At 48.7% G+C, this 15,921-nt stretch carries 16 protein-coding genes; 6 read left to right on the plus strand and 10 right to left on the minus strand.

Annotated features, from left to right (window positions below):
* Positions 1-21 precede the first annotated feature (21 nt).
* From OXH18_RS02505 to OXH18_RS02515, 3 genes are all read right to left on the minus strand, one after another.
* Positions 22-309, minus strand: a complete 288-nt coding sequence (locus tag OXH18_RS02505; RefSeq protein WP_268610844.1) for a hypothetical protein — start codon at positions 307-309, stop codon at positions 22-24.
* A gap of 612 nt (positions 310-921) precedes the next feature.
* A complete protein-coding gene (locus OXH18_RS02510; RefSeq protein WP_268610845.1) occupies positions 922-2,418 on the minus strand; it encodes a carotenoid oxygenase family protein in 1,497 nt (498 codons plus the stop codon).
* Positions 2,419-2,630: 212 nt separating this feature from the next.
* Positions 2,631-4,055 carry a folate/biopterin family MFS transporter gene (locus tag OXH18_RS02515; protein WP_268610846.1) on the minus strand — a complete coding sequence of 475 codons (1,425 nt, stop codon included), beginning with the start codon at positions 4,053-4,055 and terminating at the stop codon, positions 2,631-2,633.
* Positions 4,056-4,157: 102 nt separating this feature from the next.
* Between OXH18_RS02515 and OXH18_RS02520 the strand changes: the two genes are divergently transcribed.
* The 3 genes from OXH18_RS02520 (at position 4,158) to OXH18_RS02530 (ending at position 6,497) form a co-directional block, all read left to right on the plus strand.
* Entirely contained in the window at positions 4,158-4,508 is a 351-nt protein-coding gene (locus tag OXH18_RS02520) for a hypothetical protein (protein ID WP_268610847.1), read from the plus strand.
* A gap of 21 nt (positions 4,509-4,529) precedes the next feature.
* A complete protein-coding gene (locus tag OXH18_RS02525; RefSeq protein ID WP_268610848.1) occupies positions 4,530-5,384 on the plus strand; it encodes a M20/M25/M40 family metallo-hydrolase in 855 nt (284 codons plus the stop codon).
* 237 nt (positions 5,385-5,621) lie between these two features.
* Positions 5,622-6,497: an SPFH domain-containing protein gene (locus tag OXH18_RS02530; RefSeq protein WP_268610849.1), complete on the plus strand. Its 876-nt coding sequence runs from the start codon at positions 5,622-5,624 to the stop codon at positions 6,495-6,497.
* A gap of 237 nt (positions 6,498-6,734) precedes the next feature.
* Here the strand turns inward: OXH18_RS02530 and OXH18_RS02535 are convergent, their stop codons facing one another.
* Positions 6,735-7,874: a site-2 protease family protein gene (locus OXH18_RS02535; protein ID WP_268610850.1), complete on the minus strand. Its 1,140-nt coding sequence runs from the start codon at positions 7,872-7,874 to the stop codon at positions 6,735-6,737.
* A 121-nt stretch (positions 7,875-7,995) separates the two neighbouring features.
* Entirely contained in the window at positions 7,996-8,217 is a 222-nt protein-coding gene (locus OXH18_RS02540; RefSeq protein WP_268610851.1) for a hypothetical protein, read from the minus strand.
* Between the two features lie 129 nt (positions 8,218-8,346).
* On the opposite strand from OXH18_RS02540, the gene OXH18_RS02545 reads away from it, so the two are divergent.
* Complete coding sequence (locus tag OXH18_RS02545) at positions 8,347-8,502, plus strand: hypothetical protein (RefSeq protein ID WP_268610852.1); 156 nt, start codon at positions 8,347-8,349, stop codon at positions 8,500-8,502.
* Here OXH18_RS02545 and OXH18_RS02550 read toward each other — a convergent pair.
* The 4 genes from OXH18_RS02550 to OXH18_RS02565 form a co-directional block, all read right to left on the minus strand.
* Positions 8,492-9,307, minus strand: coding sequence for an FAD binding domain-containing protein (locus OXH18_RS02550; RefSeq protein WP_268610853.1), 816 nt, complete (start codon positions 9,305-9,307; stop codon positions 8,492-8,494). The genes OXH18_RS02545 and OXH18_RS02550 overlap by 11 nt on opposite strands.
* A 58-nt stretch (positions 9,308-9,365) precedes the next feature.
* Complete coding sequence (locus OXH18_RS02555; protein ID WP_268610854.1) at positions 9,366-10,808, minus strand: NCS2 family permease; 1,443 nt, start codon at positions 10,806-10,808, stop codon at positions 9,366-9,368.
* 124 nt (positions 10,809-10,932) lie between these two features.
* Complete coding sequence (guaD, locus tag OXH18_RS02560) at positions 10,933-12,300, minus strand: guanine deaminase (RefSeq protein ID WP_268610855.1); 1,368 nt, start codon at positions 12,298-12,300, stop codon at positions 10,933-10,935.
* A gap of 333 nt (positions 12,301-12,633) precedes the next feature.
* On the minus strand, positions 12,634-12,936 hold the full coding sequence (locus OXH18_RS02565; protein ID WP_268610856.1) for a hypothetical protein: 303 nt from the start codon (positions 12,934-12,936) through the stop codon (positions 12,634-12,636).
* Positions 12,937-13,383: 447 nt separating this feature from the next.
* Between OXH18_RS02565 and OXH18_RS02570 the strand changes: the two genes are divergently transcribed.
* A complete protein-coding gene (locus OXH18_RS02570) occupies positions 13,384-13,995 on the plus strand; it encodes a GIY-YIG nuclease family protein (RefSeq protein WP_268610857.1) in 612 nt (203 codons plus the stop codon).
* A 131-nt stretch (positions 13,996-14,126) separates the two neighbouring features.
* On the opposite strand, the gene OXH18_RS02575 is transcribed toward OXH18_RS02570, so the two are convergent.
* Positions 14,127-14,462 (minus strand): hypothetical protein, encoded by a 336-nt coding sequence (locus tag OXH18_RS02575; protein WP_268610858.1) that lies wholly within the window; start codon positions 14,460-14,462, stop codon positions 14,127-14,129.
* A 248-nt stretch (positions 14,463-14,710) separates the two neighbouring features.
* Here OXH18_RS02575 and OXH18_RS02580 point away from each other — a divergent pair, with 248 nt between their 5' ends.
* Positions 14,711-15,859 carry a calcium-binding protein gene (locus OXH18_RS02580; RefSeq protein WP_268610859.1) on the plus strand — a complete coding sequence of 383 codons (1,149 nt, stop codon included), beginning with the start codon at positions 14,711-14,713 and terminating at the stop codon, positions 15,857-15,859.
* Positions 15,860-15,921: the final 62 nt, after the last annotated feature.

A 15,921-nucleotide genomic window follows, 5' to 3' on the forward strand; every position in this document is an offset into this window, starting at 1 on the left:
CTAGACGGGTTGAGCCAATCGCTACAGTGAATGCGTATATCGTCGCTCTAGCCACCCCAAAAACTGCTCATTTGACATGCGCAGTGTCGTTTGACCAGTGAGCCGATCGAAGACATTCCACCAAATATTGCCAGTTGCATCTTTTGATCTCCAAACGAAAGGAATTGCCGCCTGAGGAGAAGGGGTCTTGATTCGTCTACAAAAATGTCCAAGCCAACGAAACAGTAGAGGGAATTGACAAAACTGAGTGGATGTAACGGTATGAGGAATGAGTTCAAGTCGCCAATAGGTATCTAATTTACTATTCATGGAATCGCTTCTCTGTAACCAAACGCTAAATGATGTTGTGGCTGTTCAAGGTACAAGTTATTACTGCAAAAACCCATGAAAAAGGAACCGGCACAAAGGATGCCAGAGGTGACATGAAGCTAATCAAGCTTCACAATTGTTACCTCAGCGATCGCTTGTTATTCCGATTCCTAATTGACTAAGCAATGAGGTTTTGCTCAATAGCAACGAGGTTTTGATGGGAGGCTAGTACCAACCCATCGATTGCTCAACCGATCAGCAATCACCTAAGCAGTTAAGAGGTCGGCTAAGCAGTTATGAATGTGTTGAGTTATAAACCAGAGCCGGATAAACTCTAGCCGAGTCGTGGGGCTGGCTCTAGCAACTCAAACATTTCATACCTACAGTCTGTGATGAGGCGTGGAATTATACCACTCACGTTTAGGGTTTTAAGCAGAAGTTATCACCTGAAACACGTTGACCCAAGCAGGACATCACGTGAGTACACAAACCAACTATTTTGCTCTGCGAAAACGGTTGAACCGAAAATACGCTGGCATTTAAGCAGCATTTAAGGGAGTAGATCCGAACTTAAGCGTGCTCCCAGAATCTATCCAAAGTGCGCACCGCTAACTAGTCTGCTGGCGCGAACGTCTGAGGCGTGAAGAATCCATGCAGTCCATAGGGGACGTGATGTTTCAATCGCAGGATTGCTACAGGTTGCAAATGACGCGCATCTAAAATCACTAATTCTGATCGCTCAGTTTCGGCATTAAACACAAGTGTCAGGAGCCAACCCTCATCTTCGGCGGTACTGTTATGGCGTGCTACAAACTGCGGTTCTCCGACAAATCCCCGCGGAGCCGCACTCCATAGTTTCTGTTCGCCCGTTTGCCAGTCTAACTTCAACAGCGCCTGCAACGGTGCATTTCCCACGGGTGCATGAGCCGCTCCAACATACAAATACCGATACGGACGCCCGACCTGGCTGGGATGAACCACAGGGAACTCACAGCAGCGCGGATCAATGAGTTGGCGATCGACGGTTTGAGTTTGTGGATTCACCTGGAAACGCCACAGTTGTCCCGGATCAAGTGTCTCAAATTTCACTTGTAGATAATCTTCATCGGGTTCAATATCGGGCAAGGTGGCATAGCAAATGGAGTCAATATAAAGATGCCCATCTTGCTCAAAGGCATTGGCATGATGAAACACAAAACCCGCATCAACAGGAATGAACTGAACGGGATCGGTTCCATTTCGAGGAATGATGACAATTTGCGTCGGCTGCTTCCGCACCTGAAGACATTGCCCGGCTCCTTTTAGCCCCAGCAGGTAAGGCATCGGATTAAAGCTCATAGGAGCCTGAAAGAAGATGCAGTAATTGGGCGTAATGGCAAAGTCGTGCATGAAGGCAAAGCCTGGAACCGCATGAGCATGTTGCCGTACTACCTTTCCAGCAGCATTCAGTTCGTAAATAGTAATGCGGCTCGACAAGCCGGGTTTGATGGCGAAGTTAACGAGGCACGGTTCGCCCTGATCAAATTGGCAAGCCGGATCGATGCGAGGATGAGCCGCAAAGGCCGATCCTGGTTGCAGTACTCCATCTAGATAATCAATGCCGATCGTCTCCAGAGTTTGAGGATCAAGACGATGGGGTTCTGCCGCTTCCCACAGTGCCAGCAGTTTGTCGCCCCAGTAGATGATATTGGTATTAGCAATATTCTTCAGCCGCAGATCAAGAAAGTTTGCTAGCCAACCGCCAGGCTTTTGCGTCCCAAATACACCGCGATAGAGGATTTTCTCAGCTTGCTGTTCTTCCAAATACCCTTGCGTCTGCACATAGCGATTGCGAAAATGGGCACGACCGTTGCGAAAACTAAAGGCGCAAACCATGCCGTCACCGTCGAACGGATGGTGAATGCGGCGGCCGCCGATGTCTAATAGACCTGGACCATTGCGGAATAGGGTTCCATTTAAATCAATCGGAACCTCTCCTTCAATCTCATCAATCCAGTAAGCGCATTCGTCTCGCAGCGATCGATAGCCCTTCTGCCAATCATTCAAATTATAGGAAACCGGAACGGTTTGAGCAGAGGATGTTTCCTGATTCAGTTGAAACCTTTGCATGGGTGAGGTCTATGGTGAGTGCGATGTAATATTACGAGTGGTGAGCCAACTTGGTTTGGTTCTCTAAAATTGATTGTCTGAGATTCGATCGTCGGTAGCCCTGTCTTTACAGAGGCCCGCGCGGGCGGCTTTTTCAAGCGACGGCGGAAGCAGCTAAGTTTAACCATCTCTTCCTTTCAGTATTTCAATACCAAACCCTGCTTGCCTCTCTCTTACTGCTGAAGTTCGGTAATTAATTCTTTCTCGGCTGCAACGGCAGAAAGTTCAGTTTCAAGGGTGGTCGCTGGACTCGCTGGCAAAGTAAGGGAAGAAAGTTCCGGTGCCGTGACATCACTCGCTTGGCCGCTAGGCAACCAGCCTAAAAACGGCAGCGGCAGCAGGGTACTGAGATTAGTTATTAGCACCAGCAGCCAGAGCCGATCGAAATTCGTCTCCGTCACGCCCAGCCAGTGGGTCAGTAGGGCCCCAAATTCGTAGGATAATAGCCCCGCCAGATTTGTGACAGACATCAGCAGGGCAAATAGCGTTGCTTCTACACCCGGAGGACACAATCGCGCCGCCAGTACTAGGATCGGCATGTAGGCAATCTGTCCCATCACGGTCAAAATCAAGCTATCGCCTAAGCTAAACCAATAGTCGTCAATGCCGATCGCCCGATTGGTGTGCGTCACCAGCAGCAGCGCCGTCATGCCCAACAGCGTAGACACGCACGTTGTCCAGCCGAACAACGTGCGAAAGGGCAGAGTTCTGAAGAAGCGCTGAAATAACCAAACGCCCAGCAATGACGCGACACTGGTTACTAAGCGAACGCGTCCTAAAAATTCGGGTTGAAAGCCAAGTTCATTGGTAGTGAAAAAGAAAAAGGCGGAATCAGCCGTAGGGGTGGCTTGCCAAAGAAACAGGAATGCCGTGGGCAACCAAATTGATTTTTGGGTAATTGCTTGTCGCAACTGGCTGACTTGATGCCGCACGGTTTGCCAATCTTGGGTGCGCTCTACCTGCGATTCGCTAATCAACCAAGCAACGATCGACACAATCAGTGGGAACGTCGCCGTAATCCCAAATACAGTTTGATTGCTGAAGTGCTCTAGCAGAAATCCGCTGAAATAAGCCGTGATTAAGCCTCCCAACGCCGAGGCTCCCCAAGACAACGATTGCAGCGATCCGGCATCTTTAGCGGCTTCATGGCGGGCCCGCTCCACCACTAGTGAGTCCACAATTACATCGCTGAACGCGACCGAAAGAGAACTAAGCGCGATCGCCACAGTGGCGGCCCAAGCTGTATCTACTACAGTGGCTAACGCCATCCAAGCACCTGCTCCCAATAAGCCGGAGAGAATCAGATAGGGACGGCGACGATAGCCAAACAGGGGTAGCCCGTCTGAAATGAACCCAAACAGCGGCTTCACCATCCAGGGTAAGGCCGCAATACCCATCAGGGCTGAAACTTGAGCGGGCGTCAAGCCCAAATCATCTTTTAGAAAGAAGCTGACGGCTAGCCGGGCTAATCCCAGAATTCCCTGAACAAAGTAGACCAACAGAATCGCGATTAATTCTGGGCTAGGTTCGTTTCCGAACAGGATCTTCTCGGTGAGGAACTCTTTGAGTTTGGTAGAGCCGGGGAAAGATAGTACCATTCAGACTCGATCGTTAAGAATTATCAACTGCTTTATATCATAGCCTCCTGCCCCATCCTGTCGAGGTTTATTCTATGCAGTAGATTAAAACTAACAGGCATCATGGTTTTTCCACGAGGTAGGCTGAGTATTAGACAGCAGCAAGACGGGATTTATTTTCTGCAAGGATTGACGGTCGCCCTGGCTGTGCAAGCAGCGATCGCCACTGTGATAGGAGCATTGTTGGCGCTAATGATTGCGGTTGCACCCACAGGGTTACGGGAAATTCTGGGAACAATCAGCAGCCCCAATTTAGCAGGCAATGTCATGATCGCGGCACTGATTCAAACGGTGGTGTGGGGTTGGTTGCCTACCATTGGCTTTGTACCTCGCCGTTGGGGGCGCTGGATGATGAGGAGCATGGGAGGGATGACGCTGCTGATGTTTGTGTTAGTGCTGGCTAAGATTTGGTAGTGGGGAATAGGGTAATAGGATGTGGATGTTGAAACGTTAAAACAAAGTTTGCAGGGGCATTTGGAGCAGTTGATTCGCGATCGCGATCCGTATCTGTCGAGTGAGGGACATTTCTATGTGCAGCAATATGTTCGGCAGCAGTTGGAGCAGTGGGGCGCGGTGGAAATTCATGAGTTTGTATACGAGGGGCGGCAACATCAAAATTTGATTCTCAGCCTACCAAGTCGGGTTGCTAGAACAGCGAGTATGCCGATTTTGATTGGTGCTCATTACGATGCAGTGCCGGGATCACCGGGAGCCGATGATAATGCGACGGGGGTGGCGGGGTTGCTAGAATTAGCAAAATCGTTTGCAACTGAGCCGCCGTTACATCCTGTTCGGTTGGTTGCATTTGATTTGGAAGAACGTGGACTGATCGGTAGCCGTGCCTACGCGACACAACTGCGCCAGCAAGGGCAACGCTTGCGGTTGATGCTGTCGTTGGAAATGTTGGGCTATTGCGATCGCACCCCCGGTTCTCAGCGCTACCCTAGCGGCCTACAGCGGTTTTATCCCGATCGAGGAGATTTCATTGGCTTGATTGGTAACTGGCAAACAATTCCTGATTTAGTTCGCCTTAGCCGCTGCATTCGCCAAGTGGGGCAAGTGTCTTGCCAATGGCTACCTGCCGGAAGTCGCGGCCAGATTGTGCCTGCTACTCGCGCCAGCGATCATGCGCCCTTTTGGGATCTGGGCTATCGCGCCATGATGGTAACGGACACGGCTTTCTTGCGCAACCCGCACTATCACCAAAGCAGCGATCGGCTGGAAACCTTAGATCTAGATTTTTTGGCGGGGGTTTGTTGGGGCTTGATCCACGGTCTTCGCCAGTTGTAACAAGCTTCACCCTAGCCGCAATTGGGTGGTGTCTCAAACCTAGTGACATCTCTTGATGACCCTCTACAGTTTTAGGGAGGGGAACGGTGACAGCGGAGGAGATGGAAGCCACATACCTGAAACGCTATTCCTCAATTGCTACATAAAACTAAAACTTTGCGTCACTTTCTGAGTTTTGTGGCATTTTCGTAGAAGCAGTTTTCCTGCGATCGCCCTTCCCCCAGATCCAAACTTGTTATGGAAGTGTTACTTGCTTGGCTAGCTAGCCTCAATCCCTGGATTGTTGCCGCAATTTTGGTTGTGTTTACGGGTGCTGGCTCAGTTAAACGAGTACGAGAAGGCAATGAAGCCTTAGTGGAACGGTTAGGACGCTATCATCGTAAACTCTCGCCAGGCTTACATTTGGGCGTAGTACCGCTGGTTGATCACATTTCATTTCAAGCAGACATTCGCGAGCAGATTATTGATATTGAACCGATCGAAGCGGTGACCGCTGACAATGTTCGTATTAGTGTGGATGCGATTATTTTCTGGCGAATTTTTAAACTAGAAAAGGTCTATTACGGAATTGCCGATGCCAAAGCAGCCGTTGAAAATATTGTGATTACAACCCTGCGATCGGAAATTGGGCAAATGACGCTGGAAGAAACCAATTCTGGACGCGATCGGATCATCCGTGCCTTGCTGGAAAGTTTGGATGAAGCCACTGAACCCTGGGGCGTAAAAGTGACGCGGGTAGAAATTCAGGACATTAAACCGCCACTAAGTGTCATTGCTGCCCTGGAGCAAGAACGATCGGCGATTAGTGAAAAACGAGCCATGATTGAACGGGCTGAAGCTCGCAAGCAAGCGTTCATCATCGAAACCGAAGCGATCGCCTATGCCACCAAAATGATGACCGATCGCTTACCGCCCGAAATTAGCCCCAAAGACGTTCTCAATTTTTTGCTAGTACGCGAATACATTCAGTCTGGACAGCACCTCACTGAAAGCCTAGAGGAAATTAAACAAAAAATCAGCCTGAATGAGGCTGAAGCGATTGCTGCCAAAAACCCATTTCCTCTACTCCCTGATTCTGCCAACGAACTATGGGAAGATGGATTGCTACGATAACAGTTGCAAGATAGTCAGAAGAATGAGGATAGGTGAATTTGGGATCAGCGGTAATCAGTATTAGGGCAATCGGCAATCGGTAATCGGTAATCGGGCATAAGCCATGAATGTGATTTGGCATTGCTGAATTCAATTGGGATTCTCCCTCATCCCAAACCCTACTTCCGGAGTGGGGCAGTTAGAGTCAGATTTCGATTCAGCCATGCCTATGATTCAATTACCAATTACCAATCCAGTTCAAGAAACCACTTCCGCCTCGGTCTGTGTCTGTGTTCGCTTTTGTAAAAGCTGAATAATGGCTGCTTTTTCCAATAAGCCCACGAGCGCCCCACCCTCGCGCAAGACTACTAGTGACGGCAGTTGCTTACGTTCCAAAAGTTGAACCACATCTAGTAACGGTTCATCCGAAGTTACGGTTTCCAATTGTTCGATCGGTTGCATTAACTCTCGAACTTGAATATTCCACCAATCATTTGTGGGGACGGTCTTCATTGCCTCAACCGCAATTTCACCAATCAGTTGCCCTTCAGCATCTATAACTAGGTACTTGCGCCAGTTAGCTGGATTACCAATGACATAGTTGTTGGCAAACTCTCGCAAGGAAATATTCGCCGATACGATCGGGCTATTGGGGTTCACGGCATCGGCCGCAGTCAACCCACTTAGTTGCTTTTGAACCGTTGCTGCCTGAGAATAGCGAGTTGCATTTTGCAGTAGGAACCAACCAATCAACAATGTCCAGATGCTGCCGATGTTGCTTACACCCAGCAAATTCAGAAAGCCCAAGCTGATGCCAATCCAACCTAAAGCCTGTCCAGTCCGGCTAGCAAAAGCAATGCCGCTATAGGGCTTGCCAGTAATTTTCCAAACGATCGCCTTCAGTACGTTGCCGCCGTCCAGTGGCAGACCCGGCAGCAAATTGAACGCCGCCAAAATCAAATTAATGTAAGCGAGTAAACTGACAATTGCCGCTAGCGGGCCGCTAATTCCTGTAAAAAGATTAATAGCAGTGAAAACGCCAAACAGAATCACGCTAACAAGGGGACCGGCAATCGCCACCCAAAATGCCTCAGCCGGAGTTTTTGATTCCTCTTCCAGGCTAGCTAAGCCACCAAACAAAAATAGCGTAATCGAATTTACCGGAATTCCTTGCCGAATTGCTACAAAGCTGTGTCCTAACTCATGGGCTAGCACTGAAGCAAACAGTAACAGCGCTGCAATGAAGCCAAACCCCCAAGCTAGTCCTCCCAATTGCGGAAACACAAATCCTAGTTGGTTTCCATATTCCCAGGTGACAATCGCCAGAACCAGGAACCAGGAGACATTAATATAAAAAGGAATTCCAAACAAATTGCCAACGCGCAGGTTGCCGTTCATTTGTATCGACCCCCCTGGCTTTGAGCCATGATTATTTTTAACATAGTTCTATCGTAACGAAGTGTTAACAACGGTTTAATCTGTCAGATGATGTAATATCCGACTTGGTTTAGTGCGGGTTTTACTTCTTTAAGAATAAGGGATTCGGCAAAGGCAAGGGAAAGGGCTGCCTGAGAAAGGTTCGATCGCCCTCATTTGAAGCAGACCCAACCGGCTCAAACACTACAACAAACTCAGCATCGGGAACCAACCACCACATCGCCCGAGCGTGTCCTTCGGCATCCGATCGACTGCGAAAGCGATCGAGTATCACCCGCTGACAATTGGGCCACAGGCGAATCACCGCCTAGTGATTGAGGAGTTTATAGTAATTGGTAAGTGCTTCATCCCTACCCTTGTGAAAAATCCGATATTGGGAATTGCGGAAATGGATTGGGAATCTTGGGAATGATGTATTGCATCTCTCTCCACCATGCCATACAACCCTAAGATTCACCACAGACGATCGATCCGCCTACAAGGATACGACTATTCCAGTGCAGGAGCCTATTTCATCACCATTTGCACCCGCGATCGATTTTGCTGGTTTAGGGAGGTGGTAGATGGGAAAATGCGGTTTAATGAATGACTGCTTGCAGCGATCGTTGCATCAGCACCTGGGTGAGATGCCGACGATAGGGAGCACTGCCTTGAGCATCATTGATGACCTCTGCTAAGGGCAAATGACGATCGAGGGCTTGCGTCAATTGCTCAGAAGTTGGAATACTGAAAAACTCAATCAACCGAGGCACTGTGACACAACCGCTGATGCCAAACCGGACACGATCGGTTGCAGGATGATACGCCGCGACCACGATTGTTAATGCCAATCCTGCCGACGCCAGACACAACCGTTTGTAGCTTACCTGCCATTCTAGGTTGGCAGCCGGAACCCAAATTTGGCGCAGCACCTCGCCGGGTTGCAGAATCGTCTGGCGCAGCCCGGTTTGAAACTGAACGGCCGGAACAGTACGAGCGGAGCCGTCTAGGGAGATGATTTGGTACTGGGCATCGAGGGCTACCATGGCCGGTGCAAAGGTTCCGGCGGGGATGGCCAAGCACAGATTGCCCGCGATCGTTGCCACATTTTGCACCTTAAATGACGCCAGTTCACGGACGGCTTGCTGCAACGCGACTATTCCCGTCCAACTAGCTGGATAGGTTTCTTGAAGCAACCGACTCATGATGCAAGTTGCCCCGATCGTCAGTCCATCCGATGTGATCTTGAATTCAGACCATCCCAACCCGTGCAGATCAACCAGGGTATGGGTTTGTGGTCGCGGTTCCGAGAACATCCAAGTGCCCCCGGCCAGCCAAGCCCAGCCCGGTTGCCAAGTTGTAATCTGATCCAAGGCGGTAGGTCGCAGATAGGTCTCGATCGTGTGCAAATCCATAAGCTGCGTGCAGAGAATAAGCCGTATCCGTGAACTGAATTTGATTTGCTGCAACGAGTTAACCAAATCGCAGCGTCATAAAGATATATCGCGTGACGAAGATCAGCGCTAGAATCCAAGTGACAGCCGGAACTTCATTCGATCGCCCCTGAAAGGTTTTGAGAATGGGATAGGCAATCAATCCGGCCGATAGCCCTTCTGCGATCGAGAATCCTAGGGGAATGAAAAAGATGGTCAAGAAGGCGGGAATTGCTTCTGTTAGGTCATTCCACTTAATATGCACCACGCTCATCATCATCAACACACCCACAATCAGCAGGGCTGGGGCTGTTGCAAAGGCGGGAATCGCTTCAAAAACAGGCGATAGAAACAGCGCTACCACAAATAGCAGTGCCACAACCACCGCTGTAAAGCCAGTGCGTCCCCCTTCAGAAATGCCAGCCGCCGATTCTACATAGGTGGTAACGCTCGAGGTTCCTAACACGGCCCCTGCCGTGGTGGCAATGGCATCAGCCGTGAGCGCTTGGTTAGCGCGAGGCAGTTCGCCATCTTCACCAATGTAGCCTGCTTGCTTGCCCACGCCCGCCAACGTGCCGATCGTATCAAACATATCGACAAACAAAAAGACGAGGAGTGCTGCCAGAAAATCAAAGAAGTTAGCCGCATTCAAACCAGCTAGACCTGTGATGGCAACGCCAAAGAGATCGGCTGGAAAGACCGGGGCTGCCAAAAACCCACTAGGGGGAGCCGCCACGCCAAACACCCATCCCAGCAACGCTGTGCCAATAATGCCCCACAGCAATGCTCCTTTGATGCGTCGTAACATTAGAAACGCGGTTAAAAAAATTCCCACCGTTGCCAAAATTGTGGCAGGTTGCCTGAAACTACCAAAGGAGGTCTTGGTGACTTCATCCGCCACGATTAAACCTGCGCCACCTGTTTCAACGGCTCCACTTAGCCCAATGTAAGCGAGGAATAGGCCAATCCCCACGCCAGTGGCTACCTTGATCACATCCGGTACAGCGGTAATCAAATGCCGCCGAATATCGGTGACTGTGAGAAGAATAAAAATAATGCCTTCTACAAATACACAGGCTAGCGCCAGCCGCCAATCGATGCCCAATCCCAACACCACCGAGTAGGCAAAGAAAGCATTAATTCCCATCCCCGGAGCCAGCGCGAACGGGTACTTAGCCAGCAGTGCCATAATCAACGTTCCGATCGCCGATGACACCGCCGTAGCAATTACCAATTCACTGAATAAATCTCTCGGTTCATTCAAAAAGATGGCATCGGAAAGAATTAATGGATTCACCACCAAGATATAGGCCATGGTCATAAACGTGGTTAGACCTGCTAGAATCTCGGTGCGAAACCCCGTGTGGTAGTAATCAAACATGAAGTAGCGAGCAATCGCCGCTTGCCATCCACTGTAGGAAGGTGGTTCTTGAAACGGTTCCTGTTCTCTTTCTTCCAGTCCTAAATCGATTTCATTGCTCATTTGATTATGTGTGATTATACATCTCCCGAATCATGCCTTATCTTCTAGCCAAGATTGGCCGCGTTTTGTTACCAACTACACCACTGTGTAGGGGAATTGTGATTTTGTACCGAGTAATTTTAAATCAGACTGGCTGCTGTCCCACTGCTTGGGTATATGCCAAATTTCCCAAAATGTAGGTGGCTTGCACCGCCCGATCGTCTCCTAAGATCATGAGAGCAAAGACCCGATCGGCTAGTTCTTCTAACGAGGTTGCTGTTGCAGTAGGATTACGCACAGCCAGCAGAGGGGTGGGGCGTAGATCCAGCACAACAAAATCTGCCTCTTTACCTACTTCAAAATTGCCCAGGCGATCGTCTAGCATCAGCGCTCTTGCTCCTCCAAGTGTGGCAAGAAACAGAGCTTTGAAGGCAGATAGCTTTTGTCCACGCAATTGGGCTACCTTATAAGCCTCATTGGCGGTTTGCAGCAGCGAAAAACTGGTTCCGGCTCCCACATCCGTTCCAAATCCAACCTTAACGGGACTCTCGGCTGATTTGGCTCGCTCTAGGTTAAACAAGCCACTGCCCAAAAATAAGTTGGAAGTGGGACAAAAGGCGATCGCTGCTCGCGCTTCAGAGAGCCGTTGAAATTCGTCCTCGCGCAATTGCACCCCATGCGCAAACACCGATCGCTCTCCCACTAACCCAGCGCGATCGTACACATCCAAGTACCCGGCTGCCTCTGGAAAAAGTTGTGCCACCAACTCCACTTCCTTCACATTCTCCGACAGGTGCGTGTGCAAATATACATCAGGAAATTCTTGCAGCAAAGTTCCAGCCAAACGCAGTTGCGCTTCTGTGGAAGTGACAGCAAAACGGGGCGTAATAGCATAGCGCAGACGACCTCGCTTGTGCCATTTTTGAATCAACCGCTTACTCTCTTGATAAGCGGTTTCAGGCGTATCCGATAGAAAAGACGGCGCGTTGCGATCCATCAACACCTTGCCAGCAATCATGCAAAGGTTGCGCTGTTCTGCCGCTTCAAAGAATGCATCCACTGACTCTGGATAAACGGCCGTGAAGACCAGAGCCGTCGTTGTCCCATTTTTGAGCAATTCATCTAGAAAAATTGCGGCGATTTGTTGCGCATAGGATTTGTCTTGAAACTTTCCTTCTATAGGAAATACGTATTGATTTAACCACTCCAACAATTGCTCACCATAGGCTGCAATCATTTCGGTCTGTGGAAAATGAATATGGGTGTCAATAAAGCCTGGCAGAATTAGTTTATTGGTATAGGTTGTTACGGTCACATCAGCGTACTGAGCCTTCAGGGCTTCGTATGGTCCCAAATCTTTCACTCGCCCATTCTCTAGAATTAATAACCCGTCTGCAATGTACCGCACACACTCAGCTTCAGGCTGATAAAACGGATCTCCTATAAAATCAAGAAATGCAGAGCGAAAGGCTTGATAGCCAGAACTGTAGTCTGGTTGGCTGAAAGGAGACATAGGCTTAGGGGAAATGAATGCTCAACGACTATAAGGTTAAAGAAATTAAAGAAACAAGTATAAAGGGATTAGCCGAATTGGTGAACCCTCTAAGCTCTCAAAGACTTTCACCAGTCGCACACAAAAATAACGCGAGGCTGTCAATCACCTCGCGCTTCAACCGTTGAGTAATAATTCTGTACTGATTCCACACTAGTTGCTGTCTCTTCATAAGATGTAAGCAGCAAATTTATTCGTGTCAATGTACATCACTGACAGTCAATTCTATTCAAATTCTGTTGTCAATCGTTATTTGTCGAATGATGTAGTAAAAGTCACAGGAATGTATAGATTTTATTCAAACCAGGAATGGTTGGCTTCAAGTTGATAAAGTTCCTCTAACCAAGCCTTGACTTCTTCATTCGCGTGAGTTGGAAAAATTGGAGCATGGATTCCCTGTTGCCAGCCGTAAAAATACCACCAGTCTAAATCACCATAGTGTAAGTTAGGTTCATCCTCACTGAGGAAGTCGATCGCCTGTTGCCATAGCTCTTGCAATCGTTGCCAAATTCCCTTCGATGATTTCCGCTCAGCACAAGGTTGGTTATAGATTCGTTCCAATTCCATACGTACACGACGCTGTTCATCCATCTGCATGAGGATCACCTTCCAATAACAATGCTGTTGTAAAAGTACCCACAGCCCTCGCCGTTCCTACCTAATGCCTAACACTCACTAACAACTAACTATCATCAGCGCTATGAATGCTTCTGCTCAAACTTGTGTATTAGGTGCAGCTTACTAACACAGGCAAATGTAAGCTCATTGCAAAATTCCCTAAAGCGGGAGTCGCAGTAGCGAGGGAATGCCGTAACTTCCCCAATAATTAAGTTAAATGGAAGCAAACACAGCCAACCTCTCTCGTTTGGGTTAGAGCCAGTCAACCATACGGGTGATTTTTAGACAAATCTTTTGATACACATGATTTTCGCGATCGGTTAAATCGATTTTTGTTACTGCCTGTTACCCCGTGCTGCTGAGATCGTTGTGATGAGGGTGTGTTATGCTTAGCAGTCGTTAAAATTATTTCGATACAAATTAACTGTGACAACGGTTGATCAGCCCTCCCTATTTTCTACTTTGCCACCACCTGTGCAATCGCCCAGTTCATTGATTGCGGGTTGCCCTCTGAGTGATGAAGCCCTGCAAACTTGGAAACAGCGAATTGTTACATTTCAGCACCACGTGCAAACGACTGGATCGGTACAGCAAGGCAATTTGTTTGATGATGTAACGCAGATCACTTTACCCGATTGGGTGAGGTCTGCGGAGGTCGATTCTGATAACATTGATCCATTCACACTACCGCAGCAAAACACGGAATTTTGGCGCTGGAAAATCAATGATGTAGGGATTGCTGCGCTTTATTTTGTGATTGATTATCAAGCTACTCTCTTACTTTATGTTGGCGAAACGGTGAAATCTAACCAACGTTGGAAAGGAGAACACGATTGCAAGCGTTATCTGATGAATTACGTTTCTGCCCATCGATCGCTCAATCTCCCAGTGCAAGTCAATATTAGTTTTTGGGCAAAAGCTCCAGTGCAAACCCGACCCCGTCAACGGCTAGAATCGGCTCTCATCCGCAAGTGGCGATCGCCGTTTAATAAAGAAAACTGGGAGTTTTGGGGAACACCTTTTGTTGGAGGGAACTGAAACTTTGAAAAAGTAAAGCATGAAAGATGTGGGGTAGAAGCCGATGCGCACAGGCTCCTGCACCCCACTTCTCCATACTTCATTGGTTTGGAATGACCTGAATGCCAAGCTGACAGTAATTGAGCAAAGTCTTAGTAGAGCGGAATCCCATTCGGATCAAAAGGCCAGTACGCACCAGCAGGAGGAGTAACCCATATTCCAGAAGGATTTAAATTTGGGTTAATCAGTAAATTATCTAGCTCCACACAGGCAGCTTGACTGCCCTGCCAACACGCAACTCTAAGTTGCTGATCCCGCAGCATCAAATCGTTAATAAATTGATCAGTGTCCCGCTGAATTTGACCTACACCACGCAACAAATCGTTTAGTTCGGGATTGGTCGTTTGTGCATAAGAGACAGGTGCAAAAATTGTCAGACTAAGGGACAGACTAACGAAAGCCATTGCTGATGAAAAAGCCTTAATCATGGTATTTCTACCTCCAATTATCGAATAGAATAAGTGAACAGACTTTGCAATAATTTCTAGAATTACGAGGAGATTTTGCTGAGTAATATTTTCTGCAAAATCTTCTTACCTATTAAGATAGAATGCTATCTTCGGGAGCGTATTCACGTTTTATGCGGTTTTTTGCAGTTTTAGGTATCTGCGTCCCTAAACTTACCTGAAGTCTTCTAAACTTAACTTGACAGTCCATAGCGTCGGGAGGAACTATTTTGCGCCAGATTGATACTTCAACTCAAGCAACCAACTTAAATAGTTTTGTGCCACCTCAAACCGAGTTTGTCACCGCCAATATCATTGACGATTTATTGGGGGGAGGCTCGGTTGATGGCATTATCCGCAATGGCACAAGCGCCGATGAGGTATTGCGAGGCACCAATCGGCGCGATCGACTGAATGGCGGCGGCGGCGATGACGAAATCTTTGGTCGGGGTGCTAGCGATACCCTCGATGGTGGAAGTGGTGACGATGAAATTGAAGGGGGAGATGGCAACGATCGCATCCGGGGAGGACGAGGCAATGATGAAATTCAAGGGGATAGCGGTGATGACGAAATTAGAGGGGACAGTGGCGATGACGAAATCAATGGCAATGCAGGCAATGATGAGATTCAAGGCGATGGTGGCGACGATCGCATTCGTGGCGATGCAGGTGACGACGAGATTCAAGGCAACAGCGGTAATGATCGATTATTTGGTGGTAAAGGCAGTGACACGCTTCGGGGTGGCGACGGTAACGATGAAATTCGGGGAGATGCAGGCGATGACACGCTTCGGGGAGATGCAGGCAATGACACGCTCAGCGGTGGCAGCGGTAATGACTTGATACAAGGAGATAGTGGCGACGATGAGTTGGCAGGTGGCAATGGTAATGACACTTTAGACGGTGGCACTGGAGCCGATCGCCTCAGAGGACGCAAAGGCAACGATGAATTGCTGGGACAGGAAGGCAATGATTTGCTGATTGGCGATGCTGGCAACGATCGCTTAGACGGTGGCGATGGTAGAGATACGCTACAAGGCCGCGCAGGACAAGACACATTGACAGGGGGGGGCGGCAATGACTTATTGTCCGGCGATCGCGGCGATGATTTGCTGCTGGGCGGTGCCGGTCAAGATCGAATGCAGGGCGGTGGCAATCAAGATACATTTGGTTTGCAAATAGGTAAGGGGTTTGCCCTGATTGTAGATTTTCGACCAGGGCAAGATCGATTGGGTCTTACGGATACGCTCACCTTCAGTCGGCTGACCTTCTCACAGCGACGTACCGCAGCGGTTATTCGGTTTCAGGACGATAAACTAGCTGAGCTAGAAGGCATCACTGCCAGTACGCTCACTCCCAACGATTTTGTGTTTATCTAACCTAAATATCAAATAGCTTCTCTCCTTCCTCCCACATCAGTTAAAATAAACAGCCTCTCATC

Source organism: Thermocoleostomius sinensis A174 (genome assembly GCF_026802175.1).
GTDB lineage: Bacteria > Cyanobacteriota > Cyanobacteriia > Elainellales > Elainellaceae > Thermocoleostomius > Thermocoleostomius sinensis.